At 65.5% G+C, this 24,958-nt stretch carries 26 protein-coding genes; 9 read left to right on the top strand and 17 right to left on the bottom strand.

Annotation, left to right across the window (positions count from 1 at the left end; all coding sequences use genetic code 11):
• Positions 1–26 precede the first annotated feature (26 nt).
• A complete protein-coding gene (gene ilvC / locus ACFOYU_RS09890; RefSeq protein WP_226742203.1) occupies positions 27–1,046 on the bottom strand; it encodes a ketol-acid reductoisomerase in 1,020 nt (339 codons plus the stop codon).
• A 208-nt stretch (positions 1,047–1,254) separates the two neighbouring features.
• On the opposite strand from ilvC, the gene ACFOYU_RS09885 reads away from it, so the two are divergent.
• Positions 1,255–1,662 carry a hypothetical protein gene (locus ACFOYU_RS09885; protein ID WP_226742202.1) on the top strand — a complete coding sequence of 136 codons (408 nt, stop codon included), beginning with the start codon at positions 1,255–1,257 and terminating at the stop codon, positions 1,660–1,662.
• Positions 1,663–1,698: 36 nt separating this feature from the next.
• Positions 1,699–2,247 (top strand): DUF924 family protein, encoded by a 549-nt coding sequence (locus tag ACFOYU_RS09880; protein WP_377033370.1) that lies wholly within the window; start codon positions 1,699–1,701, stop codon positions 2,245–2,247.
• Between the two features lie 4 nt (positions 2,248–2,251).
• Here ACFOYU_RS09880 and ilvN read toward each other — a convergent pair whose 3' ends face one another.
• Genes ilvN through ACFOYU_RS09865 form a run of 3 tightly spaced genes read right to left on the bottom strand, consistent with a single transcriptional unit; the run spans position 2,252 to position 5,327 of the window.
• Positions 2,252–2,794, bottom strand: a complete 543-nt coding sequence (gene ilvN, locus ACFOYU_RS09875) for an acetolactate synthase small subunit (protein WP_226742200.1) — start codon at positions 2,792–2,794, stop codon at positions 2,252–2,254.
• A 30-nt stretch (positions 2,795–2,824) separates the two neighbouring features.
• Entirely contained in the window at positions 2,825–3,505 is a 681-nt protein-coding gene (locus tag ACFOYU_RS09870; RefSeq protein WP_377033369.1) for a glutathione S-transferase family protein, read from the bottom strand.
• A gap of 49 nt (positions 3,506–3,554) precedes the next feature.
• Positions 3,555–5,327, bottom strand: coding sequence for an acetolactate synthase 3 large subunit (locus ACFOYU_RS09865; protein ID WP_226742198.1), 1,773 nt, complete (start codon positions 5,325–5,327; stop codon positions 3,555–3,557).
• A 281-nt stretch (positions 5,328–5,608) separates the two neighbouring features.
• On the opposite strand from ACFOYU_RS09865, the gene ACFOYU_RS09860 reads away from it, so the two are divergent.
• Positions 5,609–6,439: an RMD1 family protein gene (locus ACFOYU_RS09860; RefSeq protein WP_226742197.1), complete on the top strand. Its 831-nt coding sequence runs from the start codon at positions 5,609–5,611 to the stop codon at positions 6,437–6,439.
• On the opposite strand, the gene miaA is transcribed toward ACFOYU_RS09860, so the two are convergent.
• Positions 6,414–7,346 carry a tRNA (adenosine(37)-N6)-dimethylallyltransferase MiaA gene (gene miaA, locus ACFOYU_RS09855; protein ID WP_377033368.1) on the bottom strand — a complete coding sequence of 311 codons (933 nt, stop codon included), beginning with the start codon at positions 7,344–7,346 and terminating at the stop codon, positions 6,414–6,416. The genes ACFOYU_RS09860 and miaA overlap by 26 nt on opposite strands.
• Positions 7,347–7,361: 15 nt before the next feature.
• Here miaA and serB point away from each other — a divergent pair, with 15 nt between their 5' ends.
• Positions 7,362–8,270, top strand: a complete 909-nt coding sequence (gene serB / locus ACFOYU_RS09850) for a phosphoserine phosphatase SerB (RefSeq protein WP_377033367.1) — start codon at positions 7,362–7,364, stop codon at positions 8,268–8,270.
• A gap of 75 nt (positions 8,271–8,345) precedes the next feature.
• Here serB and ACFOYU_RS09845 read toward each other — a convergent pair whose 3' ends face one another.
• The 8 genes from ACFOYU_RS09845 to ACFOYU_RS09810 all read right to left on the bottom strand — a co-directional run bounded on the left by ACFOYU_RS09845 (position 8,346) and on the right by ACFOYU_RS09810 (position 14,604).
• Positions 8,346–9,863 (bottom strand): DegQ family serine endoprotease, encoded by a 1,518-nt coding sequence (locus tag ACFOYU_RS09845; protein ID WP_377033366.1) that lies wholly within the window; start codon positions 9,861–9,863, stop codon positions 8,346–8,348.
• An 89-nt stretch (positions 9,864–9,952) separates the two neighbouring features.
• Positions 9,953–10,144, bottom strand: coding sequence for a DUF2065 domain-containing protein (locus tag ACFOYU_RS09840; protein ID WP_226742193.1), 192 nt, complete (start codon positions 10,142–10,144; stop codon positions 9,953–9,955).
• A gap of 8 nt (positions 10,145–10,152) precedes the next feature.
• On the bottom strand, positions 10,153–11,172 hold the full coding sequence (gene hflC / locus ACFOYU_RS09835) for a protease modulator HflC (RefSeq protein WP_377033365.1): 1,020 nt from the start codon (positions 11,170–11,172) through the stop codon (positions 10,153–10,155).
• On the bottom strand, positions 11,169–12,332 hold the full coding sequence (gene hflK / locus ACFOYU_RS09830; protein ID WP_377033364.1) for an FtsH protease activity modulator HflK: 1,164 nt from the start codon (positions 12,330–12,332) through the stop codon (positions 11,169–11,171). Before hflK ends, hflC begins: the two co-directional genes overlap by 4 nt.
• A gap of 135 nt (positions 12,333–12,467) precedes the next feature.
• Complete coding sequence (locus ACFOYU_RS09825; RefSeq protein ID WP_226742190.1) at positions 12,468–12,980, bottom strand: dihydrofolate reductase; 513 nt, start codon at positions 12,978–12,980, stop codon at positions 12,468–12,470.
• Positions 12,977–13,459: a GNAT family N-acetyltransferase gene (locus tag ACFOYU_RS09820; RefSeq protein WP_377033363.1), complete on the bottom strand. Its 483-nt coding sequence runs from the start codon at positions 13,457–13,459 to the stop codon at positions 12,977–12,979. The genes ACFOYU_RS09825 and ACFOYU_RS09820 overlap by 4 nt, the downstream gene beginning before the upstream one ends.
• 38 nt (positions 13,460–13,497) lie before the next feature.
• Complete coding sequence (locus tag ACFOYU_RS09815) at positions 13,498–13,803, bottom strand: DUF2293 domain-containing protein (RefSeq protein WP_377033362.1); 306 nt, start codon at positions 13,801–13,803, stop codon at positions 13,498–13,500.
• Positions 13,804–13,809: 6 nt separating this feature from the next.
• Positions 13,810–14,604 carry a thymidylate synthase gene (locus ACFOYU_RS09810; RefSeq protein WP_226742187.1) on the bottom strand — a complete coding sequence of 265 codons (795 nt, stop codon included), beginning with the start codon at positions 14,602–14,604 and terminating at the stop codon, positions 13,810–13,812.
• A gap of 277 nt (positions 14,605–14,881) precedes the next feature.
• On the opposite strand from ACFOYU_RS09810, the gene ACFOYU_RS09805 reads away from it, so the two are divergent.
• Complete coding sequence (locus tag ACFOYU_RS09805; RefSeq protein WP_226742186.1) at positions 14,882–15,502, top strand: SspB family protein; 621 nt, start codon at positions 14,882–14,884, stop codon at positions 15,500–15,502.
• 36 nt (positions 15,503–15,538) lie between these two features.
• Here the strand turns inward: ACFOYU_RS09805 and ACFOYU_RS09800 are convergent, their stop codons facing one another.
• On the bottom strand, positions 15,539–16,933 hold the full coding sequence (locus ACFOYU_RS09800; RefSeq protein ID WP_377033361.1) for a cytochrome P450: 1,395 nt from the start codon (positions 16,931–16,933) through the stop codon (positions 15,539–15,541).
• An 88-nt stretch (positions 16,934–17,021) separates the two neighbouring features.
• On the opposite strand from ACFOYU_RS09800, the gene fumC reads away from it, so the two are divergent.
• Genes fumC through ACFOYU_RS09785 form a run of 3 tightly spaced genes read left to right on the top strand, consistent with a single transcriptional unit; the run spans position 17,022 to position 18,875 of the window.
• The gene (gene fumC / locus ACFOYU_RS09795; RefSeq protein WP_377033360.1) at positions 17,022–18,416 is read left to right on the top strand and encodes a class II fumarate hydratase; all 1,395 of its coding nucleotides are present in this window, start codon (positions 17,022–17,024) and stop codon (positions 18,414–18,416) included.
• A gap of 18 nt (positions 18,417–18,434) precedes the next feature.
• Entirely contained in the window at positions 18,435–18,620 is a 186-nt protein-coding gene (locus tag ACFOYU_RS09790; RefSeq protein WP_226742183.1) for a DUF4169 family protein, read from the top strand.
• A complete protein-coding gene (locus ACFOYU_RS09785; RefSeq protein ID WP_226742182.1) occupies positions 18,621–18,875 on the top strand; it encodes a ribbon-helix-helix domain-containing protein in 255 nt (84 codons plus the stop codon). It begins immediately after the preceding gene.
• On the opposite strand, the gene ACFOYU_RS09780 is transcribed toward ACFOYU_RS09785, so the two are convergent.
• Together ACFOYU_RS09780 and ACFOYU_RS09775 are read right to left on the bottom strand one after the other, a co-directional pair.
• Positions 18,872–22,435 carry an AsmA family protein gene (locus ACFOYU_RS09780; RefSeq protein ID WP_377033359.1) on the bottom strand — a complete coding sequence of 1,188 codons (3,564 nt, stop codon included), beginning with the start codon at positions 22,433–22,435 and terminating at the stop codon, positions 18,872–18,874. The genes ACFOYU_RS09785 and ACFOYU_RS09780 overlap by 4 nt on opposite strands.
• Before the next feature lie 84 nt (positions 22,436–22,519).
• The gene (locus ACFOYU_RS09775) at positions 22,520–23,935 is read right to left on the bottom strand and encodes an FAD-binding oxidoreductase (protein ID WP_377033358.1); all 1,416 of its coding nucleotides are present in this window, start codon (positions 23,933–23,935) and stop codon (positions 22,520–22,522) included.
• Positions 23,936–24,114: 179 nt separating this feature from the next.
• On the opposite strand from ACFOYU_RS09775, the gene ACFOYU_RS09770 reads away from it, so the two are divergent.
• Positions 24,115–24,657 carry a thioesterase family protein gene (locus tag ACFOYU_RS09770; RefSeq protein WP_226742179.1) on the top strand — a complete coding sequence of 181 codons (543 nt, stop codon included), beginning with the start codon at positions 24,115–24,117 and terminating at the stop codon, positions 24,655–24,657.
• Here the strand turns inward: ACFOYU_RS09770 and ACFOYU_RS09765 are convergent.
• Positions 24,654–24,923, bottom strand: coding sequence for a hypothetical protein (locus tag ACFOYU_RS09765; RefSeq protein WP_226742178.1), 270 nt, complete (start codon positions 24,921–24,923; stop codon positions 24,654–24,656). The genes ACFOYU_RS09770 and ACFOYU_RS09765 overlap by 4 nt on opposite strands.
• Positions 24,924–24,958 lie beyond the last annotated feature (35 nt).

Genomic DNA, 24,958 nt, shown 5'->3' with positions numbered 1-24,958 from the left:
TTTTCCGTCGTCTGCTGTTGCGCCGATCAGTTCCGGCTCTTGTCCACCAGAGCCTTTTCCTTGATCCACGGCATCATGCCGCGCAGCCGGCTGCCGACATCCTCGATCGGGTGGGCGGCGTTGCGGGCGCGGGTGGCCTTGAAGGAGGTCTGGTTCACCTTGTTCTCGAGCATCCAGTCGCGCGTGAACTTGCCGGACTGGATGTCGGTCAGGACGCGCTTCATCTCGGCCTTGGTCTCGGGGGTGATGATGCGTGGACCGGTGACGTATTCGCCGTACTCGGCCGTATTCGAGATCGAGTAGTTCATGTTGGCGATGCCGCCCTCGTAGATGAGGTCGACGATCAGCTTCACTTCGTGCAGGCACTCGAAATAGGCCATCTCGGGGGCGTAGCCCGCCTCGACGAGGGTCTCGAAACCCGCCTTGATGAGCTCCACGAGGCCGCCGCAGAGCACCACCTGCTCGCCGAAGAGGTCGGTCTCGCACTCTTCCTTGAACGTGGTTTCGATGATGCCGGCGCGCCCGCCGCCATTGGCCGAGGCATAGGAGAGGCCGAGGTCGTGGGCGTTACCCGTGGCGTCCTGATGGATCGCGATCAGGGTCGGCACGCCGCCGCCGCGCAGGTACTCCGAACGGACCGTGTGGCCGGGCCCCTTGGGAGCCACCATGAGCACGTCCAGGTCCTTGCGGGGCTCGATCAGGTTGAAGTGAACGTTGAGGCCGTGGGCGAAGAGAAGCGCTGCCCCCTGCTTCATGTTCGGGTGCAGCTCGTCGCGGTAGATGTCGGACTGCAGCTCGTCCGGGGTCAGCATCATGACCACGTCCGCCCATTTGGCGGCCTCGGCCACTTCCATGACCTTGATGCCTTCCTTCTCGGCCTTTGCGGCGGAGGGAGAGCCCTTGCGAAGCGCAACGACGATGTCCTTGACGCCCGAATCGCGCAGATTGAGCGTGTGAGCATGCCCCTGGCTGCCATAACCGACGATGGCGACCTTCTTGCTCTTGATCAGGTTGATGTCGGCATCGCGATCGTAATAAACGCGCATGGCTGCCTTTTCCTCTAACGTTCGTTTGTGTCGATTTGCCTCAGATGAGCCGAGGCTTGCGGGATGCGGCTTCTTAGCGACCTCTTGTTTCAAAGGGAAGCTATGAAACTGTTATTTTTGTTCGTATTCATGTTATTGTGTTTGCGTTTGCGTTGTGGCGTCTCCTGGGTTAATTGGCCGAAAATGTTATCACCTTAAGGGGGAAGTTATGCCTAAAATCGACGTCTCTTTCATTCTACTCTCCGTCCTGTGCCTGATCGTCGGCATCGCGATGGGAATCGTCATGGGCGCCGCCCACGATTTCACCTTCACGCCCGTGCACGCACACCTCAACCTTCTCGGCTGGACGAGCCTCGCCCTGTTCGGCTTGGTCTACAAAAGCTATCCGGCCCTGAAGAATTCGTGGCTCGCCAACACGCACCTGATCCTCTCGGGCTCGACGGCGGTCATCTTTCCGGTCGGGATCTATGTGTCGATCGCCCATCAGAACCCCGCCCTCGCGATTGCCGCCTCCTTCGTCGCCCTGGCGGGCATCCTCGTGTTCTTCGCCAACCTGGTGCGCGTCTTCTTCTTCGCGGAGAAGGCCACTCCCACGGCGGAAGAAGCACTCGCCTGATTGAATTGTCTGCGGTGTTGTGGAGAAATGAGCGGCATGGACCAGCTCGTTTCTCCCGACACAGTCATCCGGTTCTGGCGCGATGCCGGACCCGAAAAGTGGTTTGCCAAGGACGAGGCCTTCGACCAGGCCATCCGCGACCGCTTTCTTCCCACCTACAGAGCCGCCGCGAGAGGCGACCTCAACGAGTGGGAGCTTACGCCGGACGGCGCACTCGCCGTCGTCATCCTCCTGGACCAGTTCCCGCGAAACATGTTTCGCGGAACGCGCGACACCTACAAGACCGATCCCGTCGCGCTCATGGCCGCGGACCGCGCCATCGAGAGGGGGTTCGACATGAAGGTCGATCCTTCGCTCCGCCGCTTCTTCTATCTCCCCTTCATGCACTCCGAATCCCTGCGGCACCAGGAGCGCTCGGTCGCTTTGAACGAGGCCCTGGGCGAGGAGGATTCGATCAAGTGGGCCCGGCACCATCATGACATCGTCGCCCGCTTCGGCCGCTTCCCTCACCGGAACCACATCCTCGGCCGCGAGAGCACACCCGAGGAGGAAGCGTTCCTGAAGGAAAGCGAATTCAGGGGCTGAAAGCTCACATGCCTTCCGCGCCGCGCGCCATGGCGGCGACACCGGTGCGGGAGACCTCCACGAGGCCGACGGCCGTCATCAGCTTGATGAAGCGCTCCACCTCCTCGGTCGTGCCCGTGAGCTCGTAGACGAAGGAGGTGAGCGTCGCATCCATGGTGCGGGCGCCGAAGGCGGAGGCGAGCCTCATGGCCTCCACCCGGTGATCGCCCTTGCCGACCACCTTCACGAGGCAGAGCTCACGCTCCACCGCATCCCCGCTCAGCGTGAGATCCACGACCCGGTGCACGGGCACGAGGCGCTCGAGCTGGCTCTTGATCTGCTCGATGATGCTGTCGGTGCCCGTCGTGACGATGGTGATGCGGGAAATATGCGCCTCGTGCTCCGTCTCGGTGACGGTCAGGCTCTCGATATTGTAGCCGCGGCCCGAGAAGAGCCCCGCAATACGCGCCAGCACACCCGGCTCGTTGTCGACGACGATGGCGAGAGTGTGCCGGTTGACGGGTTCGATGCGGGTGGCATCAGGATAGTGAGTGCTCATCTGGGTCATGGCTCGTGCGTTCCGGGGCTTCTTCTAGTCTCAAGCGGCTTGGCGATAAACCTCGATCGGGTCCTCATCGACCTCATCGGCGTCGACGATCCACGATTCTTTCAGAGCGGCGGAGCGCCACTCGCGGAATGCCGGCAGGGAAAGGACGGCATCCAGATAAGCCTGCGTCGCCTCATCGACGGCAATCGAGTAGGTGTCGAGGCGCGTGACGAGGGGCGCGTACATGGCATCCGCCGCCGAGAACGCGCCGAAGAGGAACGGGCCTCCCGCACCGAAGCGCTCCCGCGCCTGGCTCACGATTTCGCTGAAGCGGGCGACGTCTCGGGAGACCGCCTCGCCCCTGTCTTTCGCTGCAAATCTCTTTCCGAGATTCATCGGGCAGGCGGAACGCAGGGCCTGAAACCCGGCGTGCATTTCGGCCGCGATGGAGCGCGCCATGGCCCGCGCCTCGATATCGGCGGGCCAGACCTGGACACCATAGGCGTCGCCCACATGCTCCATGATGGCGATGCTCTCCCACACGGTGATGTCCCCGTCGATGAGGATCGGCACCTTGCCGGCAGGCGAATGCTCCAGGACCCGCGCCTTCGTGTCCGGCTGGTCCAAGGGAATGAGGATCTCGTCGAACGCGATGCCGAACTGCTTCATGAGCAGCCACGGCCGAAGCGACCAGGACGAGTAGAGCTTGTTCGCGATGACGAGGGTGGGCATGTCTAGGCACTCCTCCCCTCTCCCGGGTGGGAGAGGGGCTCATTTCCGATCAGACCAGCATCTTGCCCTTCTCGTCGATCACGGAGCCGATGTCGGTGCCCGTCTCGCCGAGATAGTCGTTGAGCAGCATCTCGTTGTGAGCCTTGCCCGACGGGATCATGGGGAAGCAGTTCTCGGTCTTGTCGACGATACAGTCGAAGATCACCGGACGATCCACGTTGATCATCTCCGTGATGGCCGCATCGAGATCGCCGGGATTGTCGCAGCGCATCCCCACGCCCCCATAGGCTTCGGCGAGCTTGACGAAGTCGGGCAGCGATTCCGAATAGCTCTGGGAATAGCGGCCGCCGTGCAGAAGCTCCTGCCACTGGCGCACCATGCCCATGTACTCGTTGTTGAGGATGAAGATCTTCACCGGCAGGCGGTACTGCACGGCCGTCGACATCTCCTGCATGTTCATGAGGATCGACGCCTCGCCGGCGATGTCCACCACCAGCGCCTTCGGATTGGCGAGCTGCGCGCCGATGGCGGCGGGCAGGCCGTAGCCCATGGTGCCGAGACCGCCCGAGGTCATCCAGCGGTTCGGGTCCTCGAACTTGAAGTACTGGGCCGCCCACATCTGATGCTGCCCGACCTCGGTGGTGACGTAAGTCTCCCGCCCCTTGGTGAGCTCGTAGAGACGCTGGACCGCGTATTGCGGCTTGATGGTCTCGGTCGAGGGCCGGTAGGCGAGGCACTTGCGCGCACGCCAGCCGTCGATCTTCTCATGCCACTCCTTCAGGGCGACCTTGTCCACCTGCGGCGCGCTCTGGCGCCACAGGCGCACCATATCCTCCAGAACGTGAGCGCAGTCGCCGACGATGGGGATGTCGACCTTCACGGTCTTGTTGATGGAGGACGGATCGATGTCGACGTGGATGCGCTTCGAGTAGGGCGAGAACGCATCGAGACGTCCCGTGATGCGGTCATCGAAGCGGGCGCCGATATTGATCATCACGTCGCATTCGTGCATCGCGAGGTTGGCCTCGTAGGTGCCGTGCATCCCGAGCATTCCGAGGAATTGCGGATCGGAGGCCGGATAGGCGCCAAGCCCCATCAGGGTCGAGGTGATCGGGAATCCGGTCAGGCGCACGAGCTCCCGCAGCAGGGCCGCCGCGTGCGGACCGGAATTGATGACGCCGCCACCCGTATAGAAGACCGGCCGCTTGGCGCTCGCCATGAGATCGATCGCGGCGCGAATCTTGTCCATGTCGCCCTTCACCGTCGGCCGGTAGGTCTTGTGCTGATTGTTGACGGGGCGCGCGTAGATGCCGGTCTTGAACTGGATGTCCTTCGGCAGATCGACCACCACGGGGCCCGGGCGGCCGTTCGAGGCCACATAGAACGCCTCGTGCAGGATGCGCGGCAGGTCCTCGATCGACTTGACCAGATAATTGTGCTTGGTGCAGTGGCGCGTGATGCCGACCGTGTCGCATTCCTGGAACGCGTCCGAGCCGATGAGGTGCGTCGGCACCTGCCCGGTGATGCAGACGATGGGGATCGAATCCATCATCGCATCGGCCAGGCCGGTCACCGCATTGGTCGCCCCGGGACCCGACGTCACCAGCACCACGCCCACCTTGCCGGAGGAGCGGGCATAGCCCTCCGCAGCGTGAACGGCGCCCTGCTCATGGCGAACGAGGATGTGCTGCACCTTATCCTGATGGAAGAGCGCGTCGTAGATGGGCAGAACCGCTCCGCCGGGATAGCCGAAGATATGCTCGACCCCCTGATCCTGCAGGGCGCGGATCACCATTTCGGCTCCGTTCATCATCTCGCTCATGTCACTCGCTCCGTCGGGTCTGTCTCAAGGTGCTGGAGGAATTCTAGGCAATAAAAAAGGCCCCTGAGGGGGCCTGTGCGCCATCGCCGGACCTGCGGGTCAATCCCGCTCCGTCGATGGCGCTCGTACTACGAGAATAAGCTTGCGCATTTGTTGCGACACTCGTTTCAAAAGTTGCGTTGACGCTAAACGATGTGACTCATTCGGTCAAGCGGGGTCGATTTTTGCGATGAATGGCCCAGCTTCTACTCTAGTCTAGGTGAATTTCGATCAAGATTGTCATGAACGCGACTGTATCATCGGCCGGCATTTCCATGACCGGCTCGCGCCTGACGGCCCGGGCGCTGCTGCTCGGCGACCGGCTCGACGTGGCGGGACTGGAGCGCAGCGACCTCCTCTCCTCCACCCCCATCGCCTTCCGGGCCGGGCAGGAAGGGTTCGTGGCCCTGTTCCGCTTCGGCGCCATCGTCCTCGTCGGCCTCACCCCCCTGGAGGAGGACGACGTGATCCGCAGCCTGCGCCAGCGCATCACCGGCGAATTCGCCAGGCGCGAGGAGGAGACGGCCATCATCGAGCTCTCGCCCGACAAGGACGACCAGATCCCTCCGGGCGGGCCGATCTACCTCAGGACGCTTTCCACCGAGCGCCTCATCGTGATCGCCGATGCGCTCTCCAAGAGCGTCTCCCTGGCCCGCGACGAAAAGGAGGCCGCCGCCGTCTTCGACGTCATGGAGCCCTTCGCGCGCCATCTGGCCGAAAAGGGCCGCCGCCCCGGCGGACGGCGCGAGATCGTGAAGCATGTGGGCCATGCCCTTCTCGTCCGGCAGCGGGTATCCGGCCGCGTCGCCGTGGAGGAGAAGCCCGACGTGCTTTGGGACCGCCCCGACCTCGAGCGCCTCTATGCCCGCCTGGAAGACGAATACGAGTTGAAGGAACGCGCCACTTCGCTCCACCGGAAGCTCGAGGTGATCGGCGATACGGCCCAGGCCCTTACCGACCTCATCGATACGGAGCGCTCGCTCCGGCTCGAACTGATCATCGTTCTCCTGATCGTGTTCGAGATCTTCATCACCTTCTACCAGATGTTCACGGGCTGGCTCGGAGGGCATTGAGGCGGGACAGGACGGTCTCATATCCCCGCTCCGGCTCCACCCAGGTCCAGTCCGGCAGCTGGTGCCGGAACCAGGTGAACTGGCGCTTCGCATAGCGCCGTGTATCCCCCTGCCCCCGCCGGATCGCCTCGTCGAGACCGATCTCCCCCCTCAGGTGGGCCAGAAGCCCGGGAACACCGTGGGCGCGCATGGCGGGCAGCATGGGGTCGAGGCCGCGCTCGCCGAGGCGCTTGACCTCGTCGAGAGCCCCCTGCTCCATCATGGCAAGAAAGCGGCTGTCGATGCGCCGGCGCAGGTCCTCGCGCTCCGGCGCCAGGAAAACCTTGATCACCGGCACCCGGCTCAGCGGCCCGGGCTGGCGCGCGCCGTGGAACGACACGAGGGGCTGGCCGGTGGCGGCGAAGATTTCGAGCGCACGCTGCACCCTCAGCCGGTCCGACGGGCGAAGGGTGCGCCCCGTCTCCGGGTCCCGCTCCATCAGGAGACGGTGAAGATCCGGCGTCTCCAAGCCTTCGCTCTCCCGCCGCACCTGCTCCCGAACCTCGTCCGGGACGGCGGGAATATCGGACAGCCCCTCCGTCAGGGCCTTGAAGTACAGACCGGTTCCGCCGACGAAGATCGGCACCCGTCCCTCCACCTCCCGCAGGGTGGCGACGGCATCCGCCACGTACCGCCCGACGGAGAAGTTCACCGCGGCATCCACATGGCCATAGAGGCGGTGGGGCGCCTGCGCCTCCTCCTCGGGCGTGGGCCGGGCGGTGAGGGCGCGCAGATCTCGGTAGACCTGCATGGAATCGGCGTTGATTACCACGCCGTTCAGGGCCTGCGCCAGTTTGATGCCCAGAGCGGACTTGCCTGAAGCGGTCGGCCCTGCAATGAGAACCGCGCCGATCCGAACCTCACTCACCTTCCGGTCCCCACGATGGCATCCTCCTCCGACCTCCTCGTCGCGACCCTCGTCGCCAACCCGCTCCAGCCCGCCGTGACGGACGACATCGTCGCCCTGGCCGCACGGGCGCTCGGACAAGAGACGGAACGCTCCGTTCTGGCAAGGGGGGTTGCGGCGGATCTGGTCCTCACGGCACAGGCCGAGGCCAGGGCCGTGGACGCTGCCCTGCGCGAGGCGCTGCAGGACCAACCCATCGACATCGTGGTCCAGCCCCTGAACCACAGGCGCAAGCGCCTGTTCCTGGCGGACATGGATTCCACGATGATCGAGCAGGAGTGCATCGACGAGCTGGCCGATTACGTCGGGCTGAAGGCGGAGGTTTCGGAGATCACCGAGCGCGCCATGCGCGGCGAGATCGCCTTCGAGCCGGCCCTGCGCGAGCGTGTGGCCCTGCTGAAGGATCTTCCCGTGCGCGTGGTGGACGAGATCATCGCCAGCCGCCTCACCCTCACCCCGGGCGGACGCGCCCTGGTGCGGACCATGCGGGCGAACGGAGCCTATACCTGCCTCGTCTCCGGCGGCTTCACCCTGTTCACGGGGCCGGTCGCCGCGAAGATCGGTTTTCACGAGCACCGCTCCAACCACCTGATCGTCGCGGGTGAGAAACTGGCCGGCCAGGTCGAGGAGCCGATCCTCGGCCGCGAGGCAAAGCTTGCGACGCTGGTCGAGCTGCGCGACCGCTTCGGTTTGGCGCCGCAGGAGACCATGGCGGTCGGCGACGGCGCCAACGATCTCGCCATGCTGGGAGAAGCCGGCCTCGGGGTAGCGTTCCGGGCCAAACCCGCCGTTGCGGCAGCAGCTCATGCCCGCATCGACCACGCAGACCTCAGTGCGCTGCTCTATGTGCAGGGATATGCAGAAGGCGAGATCGTCGAAGCCTGAGGGCGCAAATCCGACGCTTCGCAACAAAAAAGGCGGCCGAGGCCGCCTTTTTCATGCCTGTCATGGCCGAGCTCGCTACTCGATCGAGAGCGCGACGAAGCGGACTTCGCCCTGGGCGTTGGCGATGAGCAGGAGCGCGGACTTGCGGCCCTGCCCCTTGAGGTCGTCGATCTTCTTGGTCACGTCCGCCGGAGACGAGACCGGCTCCTGATTGACCTCGACGATCACCTCGCCGGCCTGGATCCGCTTGTCGGAAGCGGCCGAGTTCGGGTCGACGCGGGTGATCACCACACCCTTCGTGTCGTCCTTCAGGCTGTAGCGGCGGCGCATCTCTTCCGTGATGCCGGACAGGTTCAGGCCGAGAGCCTGACGGGTCACCGTGGGGGTTTCCGTCGAGGGCTGCTGCAGGCTGGCCTGCTGCTCGCTGTCCTCCAGGCGCCCGAGAGTGACCTTCTTGGTCTCCTCGGTGCCCTTGCGGACGATCACCACATCGACTTCCTTGCCCACAGGGGTCGAGGAGACGATGCGGGGCAGGTCGCGGGAATCCTTGACCTCCTTGCCGTCGAAGCGGACGATCACATCACCCACTTCCAGACCCGCAGGCTTCGCAGGCCCCTTCTCGTCGACGCCCGCGATCAGCGCGCCGCGCGCCGTTCCGAGGTTCAGGGCTTCGGCCGTGGCATCGTCCACGTTCTGGATGCGGACGCCGAGCCAGCCGCGGCGGGTTTCGCCGAACTCGCGCAGCTGCTCGATGATCGGCACGGCCGACGAGGACGGAACCGCGAAGCCGATGCCGACGGAGCCGCCGGTCGGCGAGAGGATGGCCGTGTTGATGCCGATCACCTCGCCGTTCATGTTGAAGAGCGGCCCGCCCGAATTGCCCTTATTGATGGAGGCGTCGGTCTGGATGTAGTTGTCGTAGGGGCCGGACTCGATATTGCGCCCGCGGGCCGAAACGATGCCCGCCGTGACGGAGCCGCCGAGGCCGAAGGGATTGCCGATGGCCATGACCCAATCGCCGGGCCGGATGGTCTCGGAGTCACCGAAGCGCACCGCCTTCAGGGGCTTGTCCGACTTCACCTTCAGCACCGCGAGGTCGATCTTGGAATCCTTGCCGACGATCTCGGCCTTGAGACGCGTCCCGTCGGAGAAGATCACGCTGATGTCATTGGCGTCGCCGATCACATGGTTGTTTGTGACCACGATTCCCGAGGGATCGATGACGAAGCCGGAACCCAGCGAGTTGGAACGGCGCGGGCGCGAGGGGGTGCTGTCCCCGTTGGGACCGCCCTGCTGACCGCGCCTGTTGAAGAACTCCTCGAAGAGGTCCTCGAAGGGGGTGCCCGGCGGCAGTTGCGGCAGGGTCCGGTTACGGGCTTCGACCGTGGTCGAGGCGGAGATGTTGACGACGGCGCCGGTGACCTCCTCAGCCAGATCGGCGAAGGATTCCGGCGCGGAACGGGCCTGGGCCGGCAGCGGCATGGCCGCTGCAACGAAGGTCAGAACCGCGAAGCAGGACGCGGCCAGTCTGCGCAGCAGGTGCTGCTGGACCGCGGGCTCGGAAAGCACCGGCGCGCTCATGACTTGGGTCATTGATGATCCTCTCTCGGAGAATATGAACATAGATTGTCAGTCTGGTCCGTCATTCAAGCGTCGATTGCGGCGGAAGCGGGGCTGAGGCCTCACCCGAACTGGCGCACGATCCAGATGATCCCGATGCCGAAGATGGCGGAGATGATCCCGACAAGGCGCATCCGGTCGCTGGGGCTGTGCGCCGCCTCGAACATGGCCCGCCGCATGCCGTCTGGAAAAGCTGCAAATAGAATGCCCTCGACCGCAAGAGCGAGGCCGAGGGCTGCAATCAGGTCCAGCATCGTTACTCTTACTGGGCTGGAGCGGGCTGGAGAGGCGCCGGCGCAACCGGAGCGGTTGCGGCCGGAGCAGGCGTGATGGGCGCGGGCGAAGCCGGTGCCTGAGCCGGAGCAGCAGGGACCGGCTGCGTCGAGCCTGTCGTTCCACCCTCACCGTTCCGCCTTCCGGCGGTGGTGTTGAAGTAGCGGAAGAACTCCGAGTTCGGGCTCAGCACGAGGCGTGTATCGCCCGACCTCAGCCCCCCCTCGTAGGCCTGCATGGAGCGGTAGAAGGCGAAGAAGTCCGGATCCAGGCCGAAAGCCTCCGCCAGGATGCGGTTCTTGTCCGCGTCGCCCTGACCGCGCAGCTCCTCGGCCTGACGGTTCGCTTCCGCCCGGATGATCGTCGCCTCGCGCTCGGCACGGGCGCGGATCATCTGCGCCTGCTGCTGACCGTTGGCGCGCAGGTCGGCAGCCTCGCGCTCGCGCTCCGTGCGCATGCGCTGGTAGACGGCCTGGCTGTTCGCCGCGGGCAGATCGACGCGGGTGAGACGCACGTCGATCATTTCGATGCCGAGACTTGCGGCCTGCCGGTTCACCTCGTCCTGAATGCGGTTCATCAGGTCCGCGCGGTCGGTGCGGACGATGGCGTCGCGGGAGGCGCTCGCCAGGATGTTACGCATGGTCGAGTTGGTGAAGCTCGCGAGCCGCTGGTTGGCCAGGGCGATGTTGCCGACGGCCTGATAGAACTTGAGCGGATCGATGATCCGATAGCGCGTGAAGGCATCGACCTCCAGGTTCTGGCGGTCCGCGGAGAGCAGAGTCTGAACCGGCAGGTCGAGATCCAGCACGCGCTTGTCGAAATAGGTCACGTTGTCGATCAGCGGCACTTTGAAGTGGAGGCCCGGATCGCGGATCTCCGACTGGACGGCGCCGAAGCGCAGCACCAGGGCATACTGGGTCTGCTGCACGATGAAGACCGAGCTGTAGAGCACGATCAGGGCCAGGCCCAGGAGGATCAGGAGACCGGTGCGAAAGGTCGAGTTGTTCATCGCATCGCTCCTTGCTGGACCGGCGCATTGGCCTGCGGCTGAGGCTGTTGCGGCCGGCTCTGTAGTTCGTTGAGCGGAAGATAGGGAACGACCCCCTGTCCGCTGTTCGGGTCGATGATGATCTTGTCGACGCCGCCGAGAACCCGCTCCATCGTCTCGAGGAACATGCGCTCGCGGATCACGTCGGGTGCCTTGCGGTACTCTTCGTAGACCTGGCGGAAGCGGGCCGCCTGACCTGACGCGTCGGCCACGGACTGTTCGCGGTAGGCCTCGGCCTGCTGCACCGTACGGGCAGCCTCGCCTCGGGCCTCGGGAACCACGCGGCTGGCGAAAGTCTGGGCCTCGTTCTGGACGCGCACCGCATCCTGCTGGGCTGCGTTGACGTCGAAGAAGGCCTGACGCACCTCGGACGGAGGCTGAGCCGCCTGGAGCTGCACCACGTTGACCAGCACGCCGGCGCCGTAGGCATCCAGAGCCTCCTGCATGATCTGACGCACCTCCTGGGCCACGCTCGCCTGCTCGGTGGTGAGGATCGCCTGGATGTTGCGGCGGCCGACCACCTCGCGCATGGCGCTTTCGGCCACGGACTTGATGGTGCCCTGCGGGTTCTGGAGATTGAAGACGAAATCCTGGGCCCGGGCCGCGTTGACCTGCCAGACCACGTCGAAATCGATGTCGATGATGTTCTCGTCGCCCGTGAGCATCAGGCTCTCTTCGATCACGTCCCGCGGGCGGGCCTGTCCGCTGGTCGAGCGGTAACCCACCTCGATCCGCTGCTGCTCGGTGACGTTCGGCTTGATGACGCGGCCGATCGGATAGGGAAGATTGTAGCGCAGGCCCTCGCCGGTGGTGCCGGTATAGCGCCCGAAGATCATGTTGATGCCGACCTCGTTCGGCCGGACCGTATAGAACCCGGTCAACAGCCAGACGGCGATCACGCCGAGGACGAGGATGGCCAGCCCCTTGCTGCCCATGGAGCCCCCGCCGCCGGGCAGGAAGTCCTTCAGACGATCCTGGCTGCGGCGCAGGATGTCCTCCAAGTCCGGAGGCGCGCCATTCCCCTGCGGGCCGCCTGACCCCCAAGGGCTCTTGCCGCCGCCTCCCGATCCGCCGCGCTGGCCCCATGGGCCGCCGCCGCCGCTTTGGTTACTCCAAGGCATAGGTTGCCATTCCTCACTCTGAAAAGTCCGGCCGGTCGAGCCGAAAAGGTATAAGGCGGTTGTGGGTGTTGTTTCTCCCGCCTGTCAAGGCTGCGACTTGGTGATTGTCGGGGCTTTCGTCAACTCTTCAAGGCCTTAAGTGCGACGTTCCAGGTCGATGAAGGTAAACGAATGCTCGTCGTCGGCCCCTTTTCGATGTTCACTACGTCGCACTTCACGGAAGCGTGACCTGTCGAAATCCGGGAAGATCGTATCGCCCTCCGGAGAGGCGTGAACTTCGGTGAGGTAGATTTTCTGCACATGCGGCAGCGCGAGAGCGTAGATTTCCGCTCCGCCCGCCACGGCCACCTCCTCCGCGCCCATGGCCTGCGCGACGGAGGAGCCCAACGCGACGGCCTCATCCCAGGACCGGGCCACATGGACGCCCTCCGCGGAGAAGGCCGGATCCCGGGTCAGAACGATGGACTCCCGTCCCGGCAGCGGCTTGCCCAGCGATTGGAACGTCTTGCGTCCCATAATCATCGGCTTGCCCCAGGTGAGCTCGCGAAAACGCCGCAGGTCCGTCCTGAGCCGCCAGAGGAGCTGGTTGTCCCGCCCGATGACTCCGTTCTCGGCGACGGCAACGACGATGATGAGGGGTGCGGTCACGACGCCTCCGCGAGATTGAGGAGCTGGTCGCCGGTCACGCGCTGCACCGTCCACTCGTCCATGGGCACGGCTCCGATGGACCGGTAGAAGCGCAGGGCCGGCTCGTTCCAGTCGAGCACCCACCATTCGAGCCGCGCCAGTCCCTCCGCGAGGCACCGCTGCGCCAGGTGGCGCAGGAGGGCCTTGCCGATCCCCTTCGACCGGAAGTCGGGCCGGACGAAGAGATCCTCGAGGTAGATGCCGTGACGGCCGCGGAAGGTGGAGAAATTGTAGAACCACAGGGCGAAGCCCGCCGGCTTGCCGTCCCATTCCGCAATGTCCGCGAACACGCGCGGTTCGGGCGCGAAAAGAGCTTTCGCGATGCCCTCCTCCGTTGCATCGACCTCGTGGGCCAGCCGTTCGTACTCGGCAAGCTCGCGGATGAATGCGAACACTTGGGAGGCGTCCCGGGATTCGGCCTTGCGGATGATGAGAGACATGAAGAGTTTGTGCCCAAGCTTGGGCGTTCTGTCGAGCCCTAATCGGCCTCGTCCTCCGCCTGCACGCGGCGGGGCGATCCCCATCCTTCGAGAATCCCGTTCATGTCGTCGAGCACGAAGTAACGGGCGCTCTCCACATCGTAGCCTTCGTCCAGCAGACTGTCGTAATCCGTGAAGCGGTGACGGATATAGGCGACGAGGGAGAGCCAGGCCGCCGCCTCCGGCGACGCCGTGTGGAGCCCCCTGCTGCCGAGGGCATGATCCGTCACCGCCTCGAATTCGTGCCGCGGGATGCGCGGCGCGAGGATTCGGACGGCACTCTCGATGGCCTCGCGCCTGTTCATGGAAGCCTAGACCGCGACGGGAGCCTTGATGGCCGGATGCGGGTCGTAATCCTCGATTGCGATGTCCTCGAAGGTGAAGTCGAAGAGGGAGCGCACGGTCGGGTTGAGCCGCAGCTTCGGCAGCGGCCGCGGATCTCGGGACAGTTGCAGGCGGGCCTGCTCCAGGTGGTTCAGGTAGAGATGGGCGTCGCCGAAGGAATGGACGAAGTCGCCGGGCTGCAGCCCGGAGGCCTGGGCCATCATGTGCGTGAGCAGCGCATAGGACGCGATGTTGAACGGCACGCCGAGGAACACATCCGCCGAGCGTTGATAGAGCTGGCAGGACAGGCGTCCCTCGGCCACGTAGAATTGGAACAGGCAGTGGCAGGGTGCGAGGGCCATCTTGTCGAGATCGGCCGGGTTCCAGGCGGAGACGATCAGGCGCCGGGAATCCGGATTGCGGCGGATCTCGTCGAGCACCCACTGGATCTGGTCGACCGTGCCGCCGTCGGGCTTCGCCCAGGAGCGCCACTGCTTGCCGTAGACCGGCCCGAGGTCGCCGTTCTCGTCGGCCCATTCGTCCCAGATCGAGACGCCGTTCTCCTTCAGGTATCCGATATTCGTATCGCCCTTCAGGAACCAGAGAAGCTCGTGAACGATCGATCTCAGATGCAGCTTCTTGGTGGTGACGAGAGGAAAGCCCTCGCTCAGATCGAAACGCATCTGATGGCCGAAGACGGAGATCGTCCCGGTTCCCGTCCGGTCGTCCTTGCGGACGCCTTCGTCCAAGATGCGGCGTAACAGATCGTGATAGGCTTGCATGACAGGCTCCTCGCCCCATCATAATGTGGTGGGCACTCCCGTTCCGAGAGGCAATATCGCTGTTTCGCGAACTTGTCCCCGGTCTTTCAAATTCCGTCGGCCTTTCCTATACTGTCGCGGCCGGCCGCAAGGCTGGAAATGTCCATGCTGCTCCGGCGTCGGGACCTGCCTCGGCAGGGCTTGAAACCGGATCAAGACCCTGGCAGTTGACTGCCGGGCGGGTTCGGAGGCCTCTGGCGACAGAAGTCTCCATTTTTCTTTTTTCAAGGGCTTTCATATGGCCGTCAAAGACCTGATCCGTTACGATCTCCTGGTTCAGGACGCCCTCCGGGGCGTCGTGCGCAAGGTTTTGGTCGATACCGCGAAGGACGGCCTTCCGGGCGAGCATCACTTCTACATCTCTTTCCGCACCGACTTCCCCGGCGTGCGCCTGTCGAACCGCCTGCGCGAAAAGTATCCGCAGGAGATGACGATCGTCCTCCAGCACCAGTTCTGGGATCTCGGGGTGACCGAACATGCCTTCGAGATCGGGTTGTCGTTTTCCGGCGTTCCCGAGCGCCTGCTCGTCCCGTTCGATTCTCTCACGGGCTTCTTCGATCCCTCGGTCCAGTTCGGATTGAAATTCGACAGCCCGGACGACGAGGAGGAGGAAATCGTGGAGGCCCCGCCCGCTCCGGTGCCGGCCCGCAGCAGCGACTCGCCTCCCGTCGAACTCAAGCAGCCTCGCAAGCCTGCGGCCGAGAAGAAGCCCGCCGCCGACAAGCCTGAACCGGGCGCCCCGCAGGAGCAGCCTGCGGCACAGGGGCAGACTGGCGAGGCTCAGAAGGAAGCGACCGAGCCCGGCCAGACCGGCAGCGCCGAAGTGGTCAGCCTCGACGCCTTCCGGAAGAAGAGCTGATCCCTTCCGACCGACCGCTCCCGCCGTTCCGGCATGTCAGCCTTTGCGCCTCGTCAGGCGCATCGGCAGGCCGTCGCGCGGCCTGAGGGTGATTCGGTGCAGCGGCACCACCTCGTGGCCCTCCACGAGATCGAGCCTGACGGCTCGGACGATGCTCGCCAGCACGATCACCGCCTCCTGCAACGAAAAGCTCGCGCCGATGCAGACCCGGGGACCCGCCCCGAAGGGAAGATAGGCGAAACGGTCGATGCGTCCGCGCTCCTCCGGCAGGAAGCGCTCGGGGCGGAAGGCGTCGGGGTGGTCCCACAAGGTTCGGTGCCGGTGGAGGACGTAGGGCGCGACCGTCACGATGGATCCGGCAGGAATATGCAGATCCCCGATCTGGTCGTCCTCGACGGCCGCGCGGCTCAGGAACGGCGCGGGAGGGTAGAGGCGCATCGCCTCGTCGAGAACCGCGCGGGTATAGACCAGCCCTTCCAGATGGTGCGGTTCGAAGGGCCCCTCCCCCAGGACCTCGTCCACCTCCTGCTCGATCCGGCTGCGGGCCCGCTCGTCCTGGGACAGCAGATAGAGCGACCATGACAGGGCATTGGCGGTGGTCTCGTGCCCGGCGCCGATGAAGGTGACGATGTTGGCGCGCAGCTCGATATCGCTCAACCCCTTGCCGGTCTCCGGATCCGCCGCCTCCAGGAGAAGCGTCAGCAGGTCCCGCGGTGCCGGATCGCCCCGGGCGAGCAGCGCCCGTCTTCCTTCGATCAGCTCCCCGACCAGTTCCTCGAAGAAGCGGATGGCAGGCTTTGCCCGCCAGCGCCCGACACGGGGAATCCAGGCGGGAAGCCCGAAGATGTCCACGGGATCGACCCGCCCCAGTCCTTCGAAGTAGCGCGTGATGGCGCGTCCGAGGGCATCGGGATCGCGGGCGACGCCCTGGGTGAAGATCGTCCGCTCCAGCACGTCCAGGGTCACGCGGGTCATCTCGACGGAGGCGTCGACGATTCTGCCGTCGGGCCGCCGCAGCCAGCGCCGGATGAGCCGCTCGGCCGATCCGACCATGGCGGGGAAGAAGCTGCCCACGGTGCGCGGCGTGAACAGGGGCGAGATGGTGCGGCGCTGGAGCTTCCACTCCTCCCCTTCCGCCGTGAGGAGCCCGCGGCCGAGGCCCGGAGCCAAAACCCGCAACTGGAGATCGTCTTTTCGGTAGTTGGCTGCGTTATCCAGGAGGATGTGGCGAATGACGGCGGGGTCGTTCACCACCGTGATGCGGCCCAGGACACCCTCTCCGGACAGGACCGGCTCTTCGAAATGCCGTTCGGTCCAGGTGGTGAGCGGATTGCGGCGCAGGGCCAGCAGGAAGGACAGGAGGCCGGGCGGCTCGGAGAGCGGCGTCGGCGCCGGCGGGCGGAAAAGAGGCACTTCGAGGGTTCCGGTCATCGGATTTTGCAAGGCCTCCATGCTGGTTCGCTGTTGCGGGCGCACAACTTTGAGATAAGAACACGAAACTCCATCGAAAGAGGTCAGGATGTCGCCCGCTACCCGTATCGAAACAGATACCTTCGGCCCCATCGAAGTTCCCGCCGACAAGCTCTGGGGTGCCCAGACGCAGCGTTCGATCCAGAATTTCCGCATCGGCGCCGACCGCATGCCCCTTCCCCTGGTCCATGCTCTGGCCATCGTGAAGCAGGCCGCGGCCCTGGTGAACAAGGATCTCGGCAAGCTCGATCCCCGCCTGGCCGATGCCATCGCGGATGCTGCGGCCGATGTGGTTCAGGGCAAGCACGACGACGAGTTTCCCCTGGTGATCTACCAGACGGGCTCGGGCACCCAGTCCAACATGAACATGAACGAGGTTCTGTCGAACCTCGCCATCGAGCGCCTTGGCGGCGAGCGCGGCAGCAAGAAGCCCGTTCACCCCAACGACCACGTGAATATGGGCCAGTCCTCGAACGACAGCTTCCCGACCGCCATGCACATTGCGGTCGCGCGGGAGGTCAACGACCGGCTGCTGCCCGCCCTCCGGCACCTGCACAAGGCGTTGGAAGCGAAGGCCGATGCCTTCAAGGACATCGTCAAGATCGGGCGCACGCACCTGCAGGATGCGACGCCCGTCACGCTCGGCCAGGAATTCTCCGGCTATGCCATGCAGATCCAGCTCGGCATCGCCCGGATCGAGGCGACGCTCCCCGGCATCTATGCCCTCGCCCAGGGCGGCACCGCGGTCGGCACCGGCCTCAATGCCCATCCGGAATTCGCGGACCGCTTCGCCCAGAAGGTCGTGGAACTCACCGCCCTGCCCTTCACCTCGGCGGCGAACAAATTCGAGGCGCTCGCCTCGCACGACGCGCTCGTCTTCACCCACGGCGCCCTGGCCAGCCTCTCGGCCGGCCTGTTCAAGATCGCCAACGACATCCGCCTGATGGGCTCCGGCCCGCGCTCGGGTCTCGGCGAGATCTCCTTGCCTGAGAACGAGCCCGGCTCCTCCATCATGCCCGGCAAGGTCAACCCGACCCAGGCCGAGGCCATGACGATGCTGTGCGCGCAGGTGGCCGGCAATCAGACCACGGTCACCTTCGCGGGCAGCCAGGGCCATTTCGAGCTCAACGTGTTCAAGCCTGTGATCGCCAATGCGGTGCTGCAGTCGATCCGCCTGCTGGCGGACGGCGCCATCAGCTTCACCGATCACTGCGTGGTCGGCATCGAACCCAACCACGAGCGCATCGGCGACCTGATGCAGCGTTCCCTCATGCTCGTGACGGCTCTCGCCCCGTCCATCGGCTACGACAAGGCGGCCGCCATCGCGAAATCGGCGCACAAGAACGGCACGACCCTGAAGGAAGAGGCCCTCAAGGCCGGTGTCGCGGAGGATCACTTCCACGCCGTCGTGCGGCCCGAGACCATGCTTTCTCCGGGCGAGTAAAGCCTTAGACGAGGCGCCATGGCCGAGATCATCAACCTGCGCCAGGCGCGCAAACGGAAGGCGCGGGCCGACAAGGAGGCCCGCGCCGCCGAAAACCGCATCGCTTTCGGCCGCACCAAGGTCGAACGGGAGCTGACCAAGGCCGAGCAGGAGCTGGCGAAACGCCAGCTCGACTCACACAAGCGCGACGACGAGACGTCGTGAATGGGCCAGGGCATCGCAAAGCGCTCCGTCGCCATTGCGGGCCACCGCACGAGCGTTTCGCTTGAAGAGCCGTTCTGGGAGGCTCTGCGGGAGATCGCGGAGCGCGACTCCACCTCCGTTCAGGCCCTGATCGGCCGCATCGACGCCGAGCGCGGCGAACAGAACCTCTCATCCGCCATCCGGGTCTACGTTCTGGCGAGATTGCGGGACATGCCCGGACCTGTTTCCGACAAGGACGATCCCGCTCGAGGCTAGCCGCCGGGCGCCCCCTGGACGGCCGGCGGGGCTCCGAGTTCGACGGGCGGAGAGAGCGGCGGCATGGCGAACGGCGCCGGCTGATCCTCGTTATTCTGGTTCTGCTGCTGCGATTGGATCCGCTCCGCCTCGATGCGGGCGCGCTCCGCCTCCTCGCGCTGCCGGGCCTGTCGGGCGGCCTCCTCGGCCGCCGCCCGCGCCCGCTGGCGCTCCGCCTCCCGCTGGGCCTCGATCTGGCGCTGGCGCTCCGCGGCCGCACGCTCGAACGCCTCGATCTTCTCGAGTTCGCGCCGAAGCACGATGGCGGCCAGTCCGTTGCGGAACGGATCGGCGTCGATCTCCCTGACCGGCGCGGCCAAAGAGCCGCGCCAGCCCAGACCTATCGAGGGCGGCGCGCCCGTCCATTCGGGCGGCGCGGCCTTGGCCGTCAAGGCTCCGCGCGCATCCAGCGCCAGGGTCTTCAGGTCATAGCCGACGGCGCCCGTCCAGACGGCGGGACCGCCGTCCACGACGAAGGGCGACAGGCGCAAGGAGCCGCCGACCAGCGCGGCCGAAGTCGTTACCGAGGCGGCCGTGAGCGGCCCTCGTGCCAGCTCGGCGGCCATGAGGGCCTCCACCTTGCCCTTCACCAACGGATCTTCGTCCGCGAGGGCCTGCTGCAGCACCCGCGCAAAGGCCGAAGGATCCGCATTCGGCACCTTGAGATTGGTCAGGCGCCAATCGCCGGCGCCGCCGAGGCTGGAGACCAGGCCGGACAGGCTCTCGGCCGCCGTGCCGAACTTGAGGGAGCCCGACAGGACCGCGTTGAACGGCGTCGCTCCGACCAGCGCCGACAGGGGAACGTCGAGGATGGCGCCTTCGCCGACGATGGTGGCGAGCGCGCCTTGGCGGGTGATCGTGGTCGAGCCGGTCAGCGTTCCGGTGCCGATCATGGCGTCGAGGTTGCGGATCGAGATGCCGTCGGGCATCGCCTCCAGCGTGAAGCTCGCCCGCGTTCCCTGAAGGCCGCGGCCGAGGTCGAGCGTCCGGGCCCGGAAGAGCACCTGACCGCCGGTCACGAGGCGTCCGCTCTGGCCGAAGCGCGCCGTGGACCAGAGAGCGGTGGCGTTCGGATCGCCGGGAGGGACGTTGAGAGCCAATGTCGTCACGAGCCACGGCAGGGACAGTCGCTCCACGGAGACTTCGCCGCCGATCTCGGAGCGGGACCGCACGGTGAGCTTTGCCTGGACCGGGTTGTTCGAGACTTCCCCGGAAATGTCGAGCAGCGTCGCGTCCCGCGCCCGTCCGAGCGTGATGCGCGCCTTGACCGGCACCGGAGGGTTCACGCCCGCGCCGTCGCCGAGGAGAAGCAGGAAGGGCGTGATGTCCAGGGTCGCGATTTCCATCTCGCCGCTGTCCACCACGTCGTCGCCTGCGCTCAGGGCGAAGGGACGGGTGGTGTTGATGAGAACCCCGCCGATCTCGCCTGCGACGGTGATGTTGAAGACCCCGGAGCCCACCCGGGTCCCGCGCAGCTCCACCTTCGAGGGACGGTTCAGGGAGTTGAGATTGGCCCTTTCGACCCACCGTCCGGTATTCGGCGTCGCGAGGGTGACGTTGAGGCTTTCGGTCCGCCCGTCCACGGACGTGACCTGACCTTCGAAGGTGCCGCCGGCAGCGGTGCCCCGCGCGGTCGTCTGCAGGCGCAGCTCCGGTCCGCCGGCCGCCGGCGCGACCCGCTCCGTCACCACGTCGAGATCGAGCGCTCCCTCGCGCAGGAAATGCGGTACGAGCTTGGAGATGCCGCCGACCCAGACGCTGCCCAGGAGGTCGACCAGCGGGGCGGCCCGCTGGGCGGTGACTTTGCCGGCGATGCGGCCGGTGCCGTCCGGCGCGATGCGGCCGCTGACCCGGGCATTGGCCCCGGCAAGGTCCACGATTTCGAGGGATTCGACCAGGAGGGCCGGTCCGTCGGAGAGGATGCGGGCGGAGATCCGGCCGGATCCCGGGCGGTTGCCCGCGCTGACATTGCGCGCATCCAGGATGAAGCCGACATCGAGGTTCTCGGTCGCATCGAAGATGCTGGAGACCTGGGGCAGCTGATCCAGGTTCAGGTTTTGGATGGCGACCTGGGCCTCCAGCTTGCCGCGGGCATTCGCCTCGGGCGCGGTGTAGCGCAGATTGCCCGTCATCACGGCATCGCCGGTCTTCACCCGCAGCCGGTTGAAAGAGAGCACCGGATTGGCGAAGGCAATGTCGGAGGACGCCTCGAAGGGGCGCCCGTCGAGAACCTTCAGGAAGGGCGAGCGGATGTTCAGCCGCTCGAGATAGCGGGCGAAGCGGTCGGACTGGTTCGAGGCCAGGGCGACCTTGCCGTTGATGCCGCCCTGGGTGGTGAGCCCCAGTTCGCCCTCCATGGCGACGCGGGTCTCGCCCGGAGCCGTGAACTCGATGCGATCGAGCCGTGCGCGGCCCTTTTCCAGGGATAGGCGCAGATTGGCATTCGTCAGATCGTCCTGGCCGAGCCCGATGCTGTCGATGCTCAGATCCAGATCGATGGGAACCGCGACCGACGGGATCGACCATTGCGCCAGGCGGCTTTTGAAATCCTGGCCGTTCGAGGACAGGATGAAGCTGTCCGCATCGAGCCGGCGCCCTTCGAGCTTGAGGGAGATCCGGGGATCGTCGAGCCGGATGCGGCCCTCCCCCGTCATGCGCAGGCTCGCGCCGCCCTCGCCCGCCTCGATGTTGACCGGGCTGAGCTCGACGGCGCCCGGCGTGGTCTTGAATTCGGTTTCGACGGTGATCGGGATCGGGATGCCGGCAGCCGCCACCTGCGCCGGCGGGCCGAACAGAACCCGGGCCTTGCCCGCAACGTCCGGGACCATCGTTCCGTCGCTCAGCCCCTCCAGGCCGACCTTCGCGTCCAGATCGAACCGGGGATAGATGTCGCCGCCGCCCGAAAGCTTGACCTGTATGCTCTTGTCCGGGGCAAGCTCCCCGGTGACGAGCCGGAAGGGAACGCCCGCCGTCACGCCCTCCACACGCCAGGGGCCGATGAGCTTCTGCCCTTCGATACGGACGTTCTCCGCAAAGACCTGATCCGTGCGGCCCGTGCTCGGCATCTGGGTCGTGACGAGGAACTGGCCGATGAACAGGTTGTCGATGGCCCATTCGCGGCCCCTGCCGCTCCCGGACACGAGGTCGGGCGGCAGGCGCCAGCTCCCGCTCCCCGAAACCGGGACGCGGATGTCCGCCCGGCCGATCCGGGTTTCGGTGACCCGGACATCGCCTTGCAGGAGCGGCATCAGGGCGACCTCGGCCCAGATCCGGTCGGCCGTGAGACTCGGCGAATCCGTTGCCGCGCCGCCGAGGCGCAGGCGCTCGATCCGGACCTTCGGCGACGGAAGGAAGCGGATGCTGATCTCCCCTTCCGTCCGGGCCTGCGTCCCCGATGCGCGCGAGATCATCGCATCGATGGTGTCCCGGTGGGCTTCCCAATCGATAAAAGGCGGCGCCGCGACGGCGACCGCCAAGATGAGGATCACAATAGAGGCGATGATCGTCAGGATATCGCGCAAGTGGCCGCCTTCTGTTCGTTTCGTGGCACGGTGTTTAGCTCAAGACCAACGAGAGCGGGAGCGCAACGACATTTCCTTCCACTGTCAAAGCGCAACAATTTTACCCGGATTCATGATGTTGTGCGGGTCGATGGCCCGTTTCAAGACGCGCATGAGCCCGAGAGCGGCCGGTCCGTGCTCGATTTCGAGATATTTCATCTTCTTCTGACCCACGCCATGCTCGCCCGTGCAGGTGCCCTCCATGGCCAGGGCGCGCTTCACCAGCCGGTCGACGAAGGCCTCGCAGGCAGCGACCTCCGCCGGGTCGTCGATGTTTACGAGCGGCTGAACATGGAAATTGCCGTCGCCTACATGTCCGACAATCGGCGCGATCAGGCCATTTTCCACAATGTCGCGCTTCGTTTCGTCCACGCACTCCGCGAGCCGGGAGATCGGCACGCACACATCGGTCGCGATCGACTGGGCTCCTGGCCGGAGACCCTTGGCCGCCCAGTAGGCATCGTGACGGGCCTGCCAGAGCTTCGACCGCTCCTCGGGCTTGGTGGCCCACTCGAACGGTCCGCCGCCGAACTCGGCGGCAATCTCGCCGAAGCGCTCGGCCTGCTCCTGAACGCCGGCATCGGTGCCGTGGAACTCCAGGAGAAGAAGGGGGCTGTCCGGCAGGGCCAGCTTGGCATGAAGGTTGACCGCCCGCACCTGGACCTCGTCCAGAAGCTCGATCCGGGCCATCGGAATGCCCGACTGGATCGTCATGATCACCGCGTCGCAGGCCGCCTTGACCGACGGGAACGGGCAGATGCCCGCCGATATCGCCTCCGGAATGCCGTGAAGCTTCAGGGTGATCTCGGTGACGACCCCGAGCGTCCCCTCCGATCCGATGAGGAGGCGGGTCAGGTCATAGCCTGCCGAGCTCTTCCTGGCCCGGCTCGACGTCTTCACGATCTCGCCGTCCGGCAGCACGACCGTAAGGGCGAGGACCACGTCCTTCATCGTCCCGTAGCGAACCGCGTTGGTGCCGGAAGCCCGTGTGGCGACCATGCCGCCGATGGAGGCGTCCGCGCCGGGATCGATGGGGAAGAACAGGCCCTTGTCGCGCAGGTGCTCGTTGAGCTCCTTGCGGGTCACGCCCGCCTCGACCACGCAGTCCAGGTCCTCCTCATGGACGGCGATGATGTTCTTCATCAGGCTCATGTCGATGGAGACGCCGCCGTAGGGGGCGTTGATATGGCCTTCGAGGGACGTGCCCGTGCCGAACGGGATGACCGGAACCTCGCGCGCGGCGCACAGTTTCACGATTTCCGACACCTCCTCCGTCGTTCGCGGATACACCACGATGTCCGGCGGCTGGTTCTTCACCCAGGTGAGCGAGTGCCCGTGCTGCTCGCGCACCGCGGCGGAGACGACGAAACGGTCGCCGAAGCGGCTGAAGAGCTCTTCCGAGAGGGAGGCGATGACCGCCTCCGAGGGGGTCGAACGGAGGGATGTGCGGGGAGCGTTCATGAAGCTTTCAGGTCAAAATGATGTTCCTGATGCCATACGTAGCAAAAGGATTGCAAAGGCGACACTCCGCATGAAAAACTTGGATCACCGCCCATGCATGATCTTTTGAAGCGTGCTAACGTTTCCTTTGGGCAAGGAGCGGGTAATCTTGTGATCGTCAACAGGCTTGAGCGCTGACCATGGAGATGCGTGTCCCAGTCTTCTTCTTTGCCCCGTTCGTCTCCTCGACGATGCGGGTGATCCCGGCTTGGATCGATTATAACGGGCACATGAACATGGCCTATTACCATGTGCTCTTCGACCGGGCGGTGGAGGAAGGCTTCGGCCTGGTCGGCCTGGGCCACGAATACCTCGAGGAACGCAAGGCTTCCTTCTTCGCGGCCGAAATCCACACGACCTACAAGCGCGAGCTCAAGGTCCATGACGACGTCCGCGTCACGCTCCAGCTCGTGGATTTCGACGAGAAGCGCATCCACTACTATCTGGAGATCCGCCACGCGGCCGAAGGGTGGGTCGCGGCGACCATGGAAGGGCTCTCCCTGCACATGGACATGGAGACCCGCAAGGTTTCCCCCTTCCCGGACGACATCGCGGCGAACCTAGCCGTCATGAAGGCGGCCCATGCGCGTCTGGCGAGGCCGGCCGCCCTCGGCCGGGTGATCGGGATCCCGGCCCGATCGGCCAACCAGCAACCGATGCTGGTCTCGGGCACGCGCCACTAGCAGCCGATCGAACCCGCAGGGCATGTCCCGATCCGCGCCGGAGGCGACGGGTTGGACAGGTTGTAGCGGCGGTCCAGGCTCTGCCGCAGCTGGTTGGTGTCGATCTGGATCTGCTCCTGCCTCCTGAGCTGGCGCCCCTCCTGCAGGATGGACCGGTTGATCTCCTCCGCCTGCCGCTCCGCCGGACTGGTGCGGGGCAGGCGCGACTGGGCCGCTGCCGGCACGGCGAAGCTCAGCAGAAGGGCGGCCGTCAGGATAGCGCGCATCCAAGTTTCCTTTCGAATTCTCTTGCCATCATATG

The sequence above is a fragment of the Microvirga sp. GCM10011540 genome, assembly GCF_042650665.1.
In the GTDB taxonomy this organism is placed as follows: domain Bacteria; phylum Pseudomonadota; class Alphaproteobacteria; order Rhizobiales; family Beijerinckiaceae; genus Microvirga; species Microvirga lenta.
This window is presented reverse-complemented; position numbering and strand designations above follow the sequence as displayed.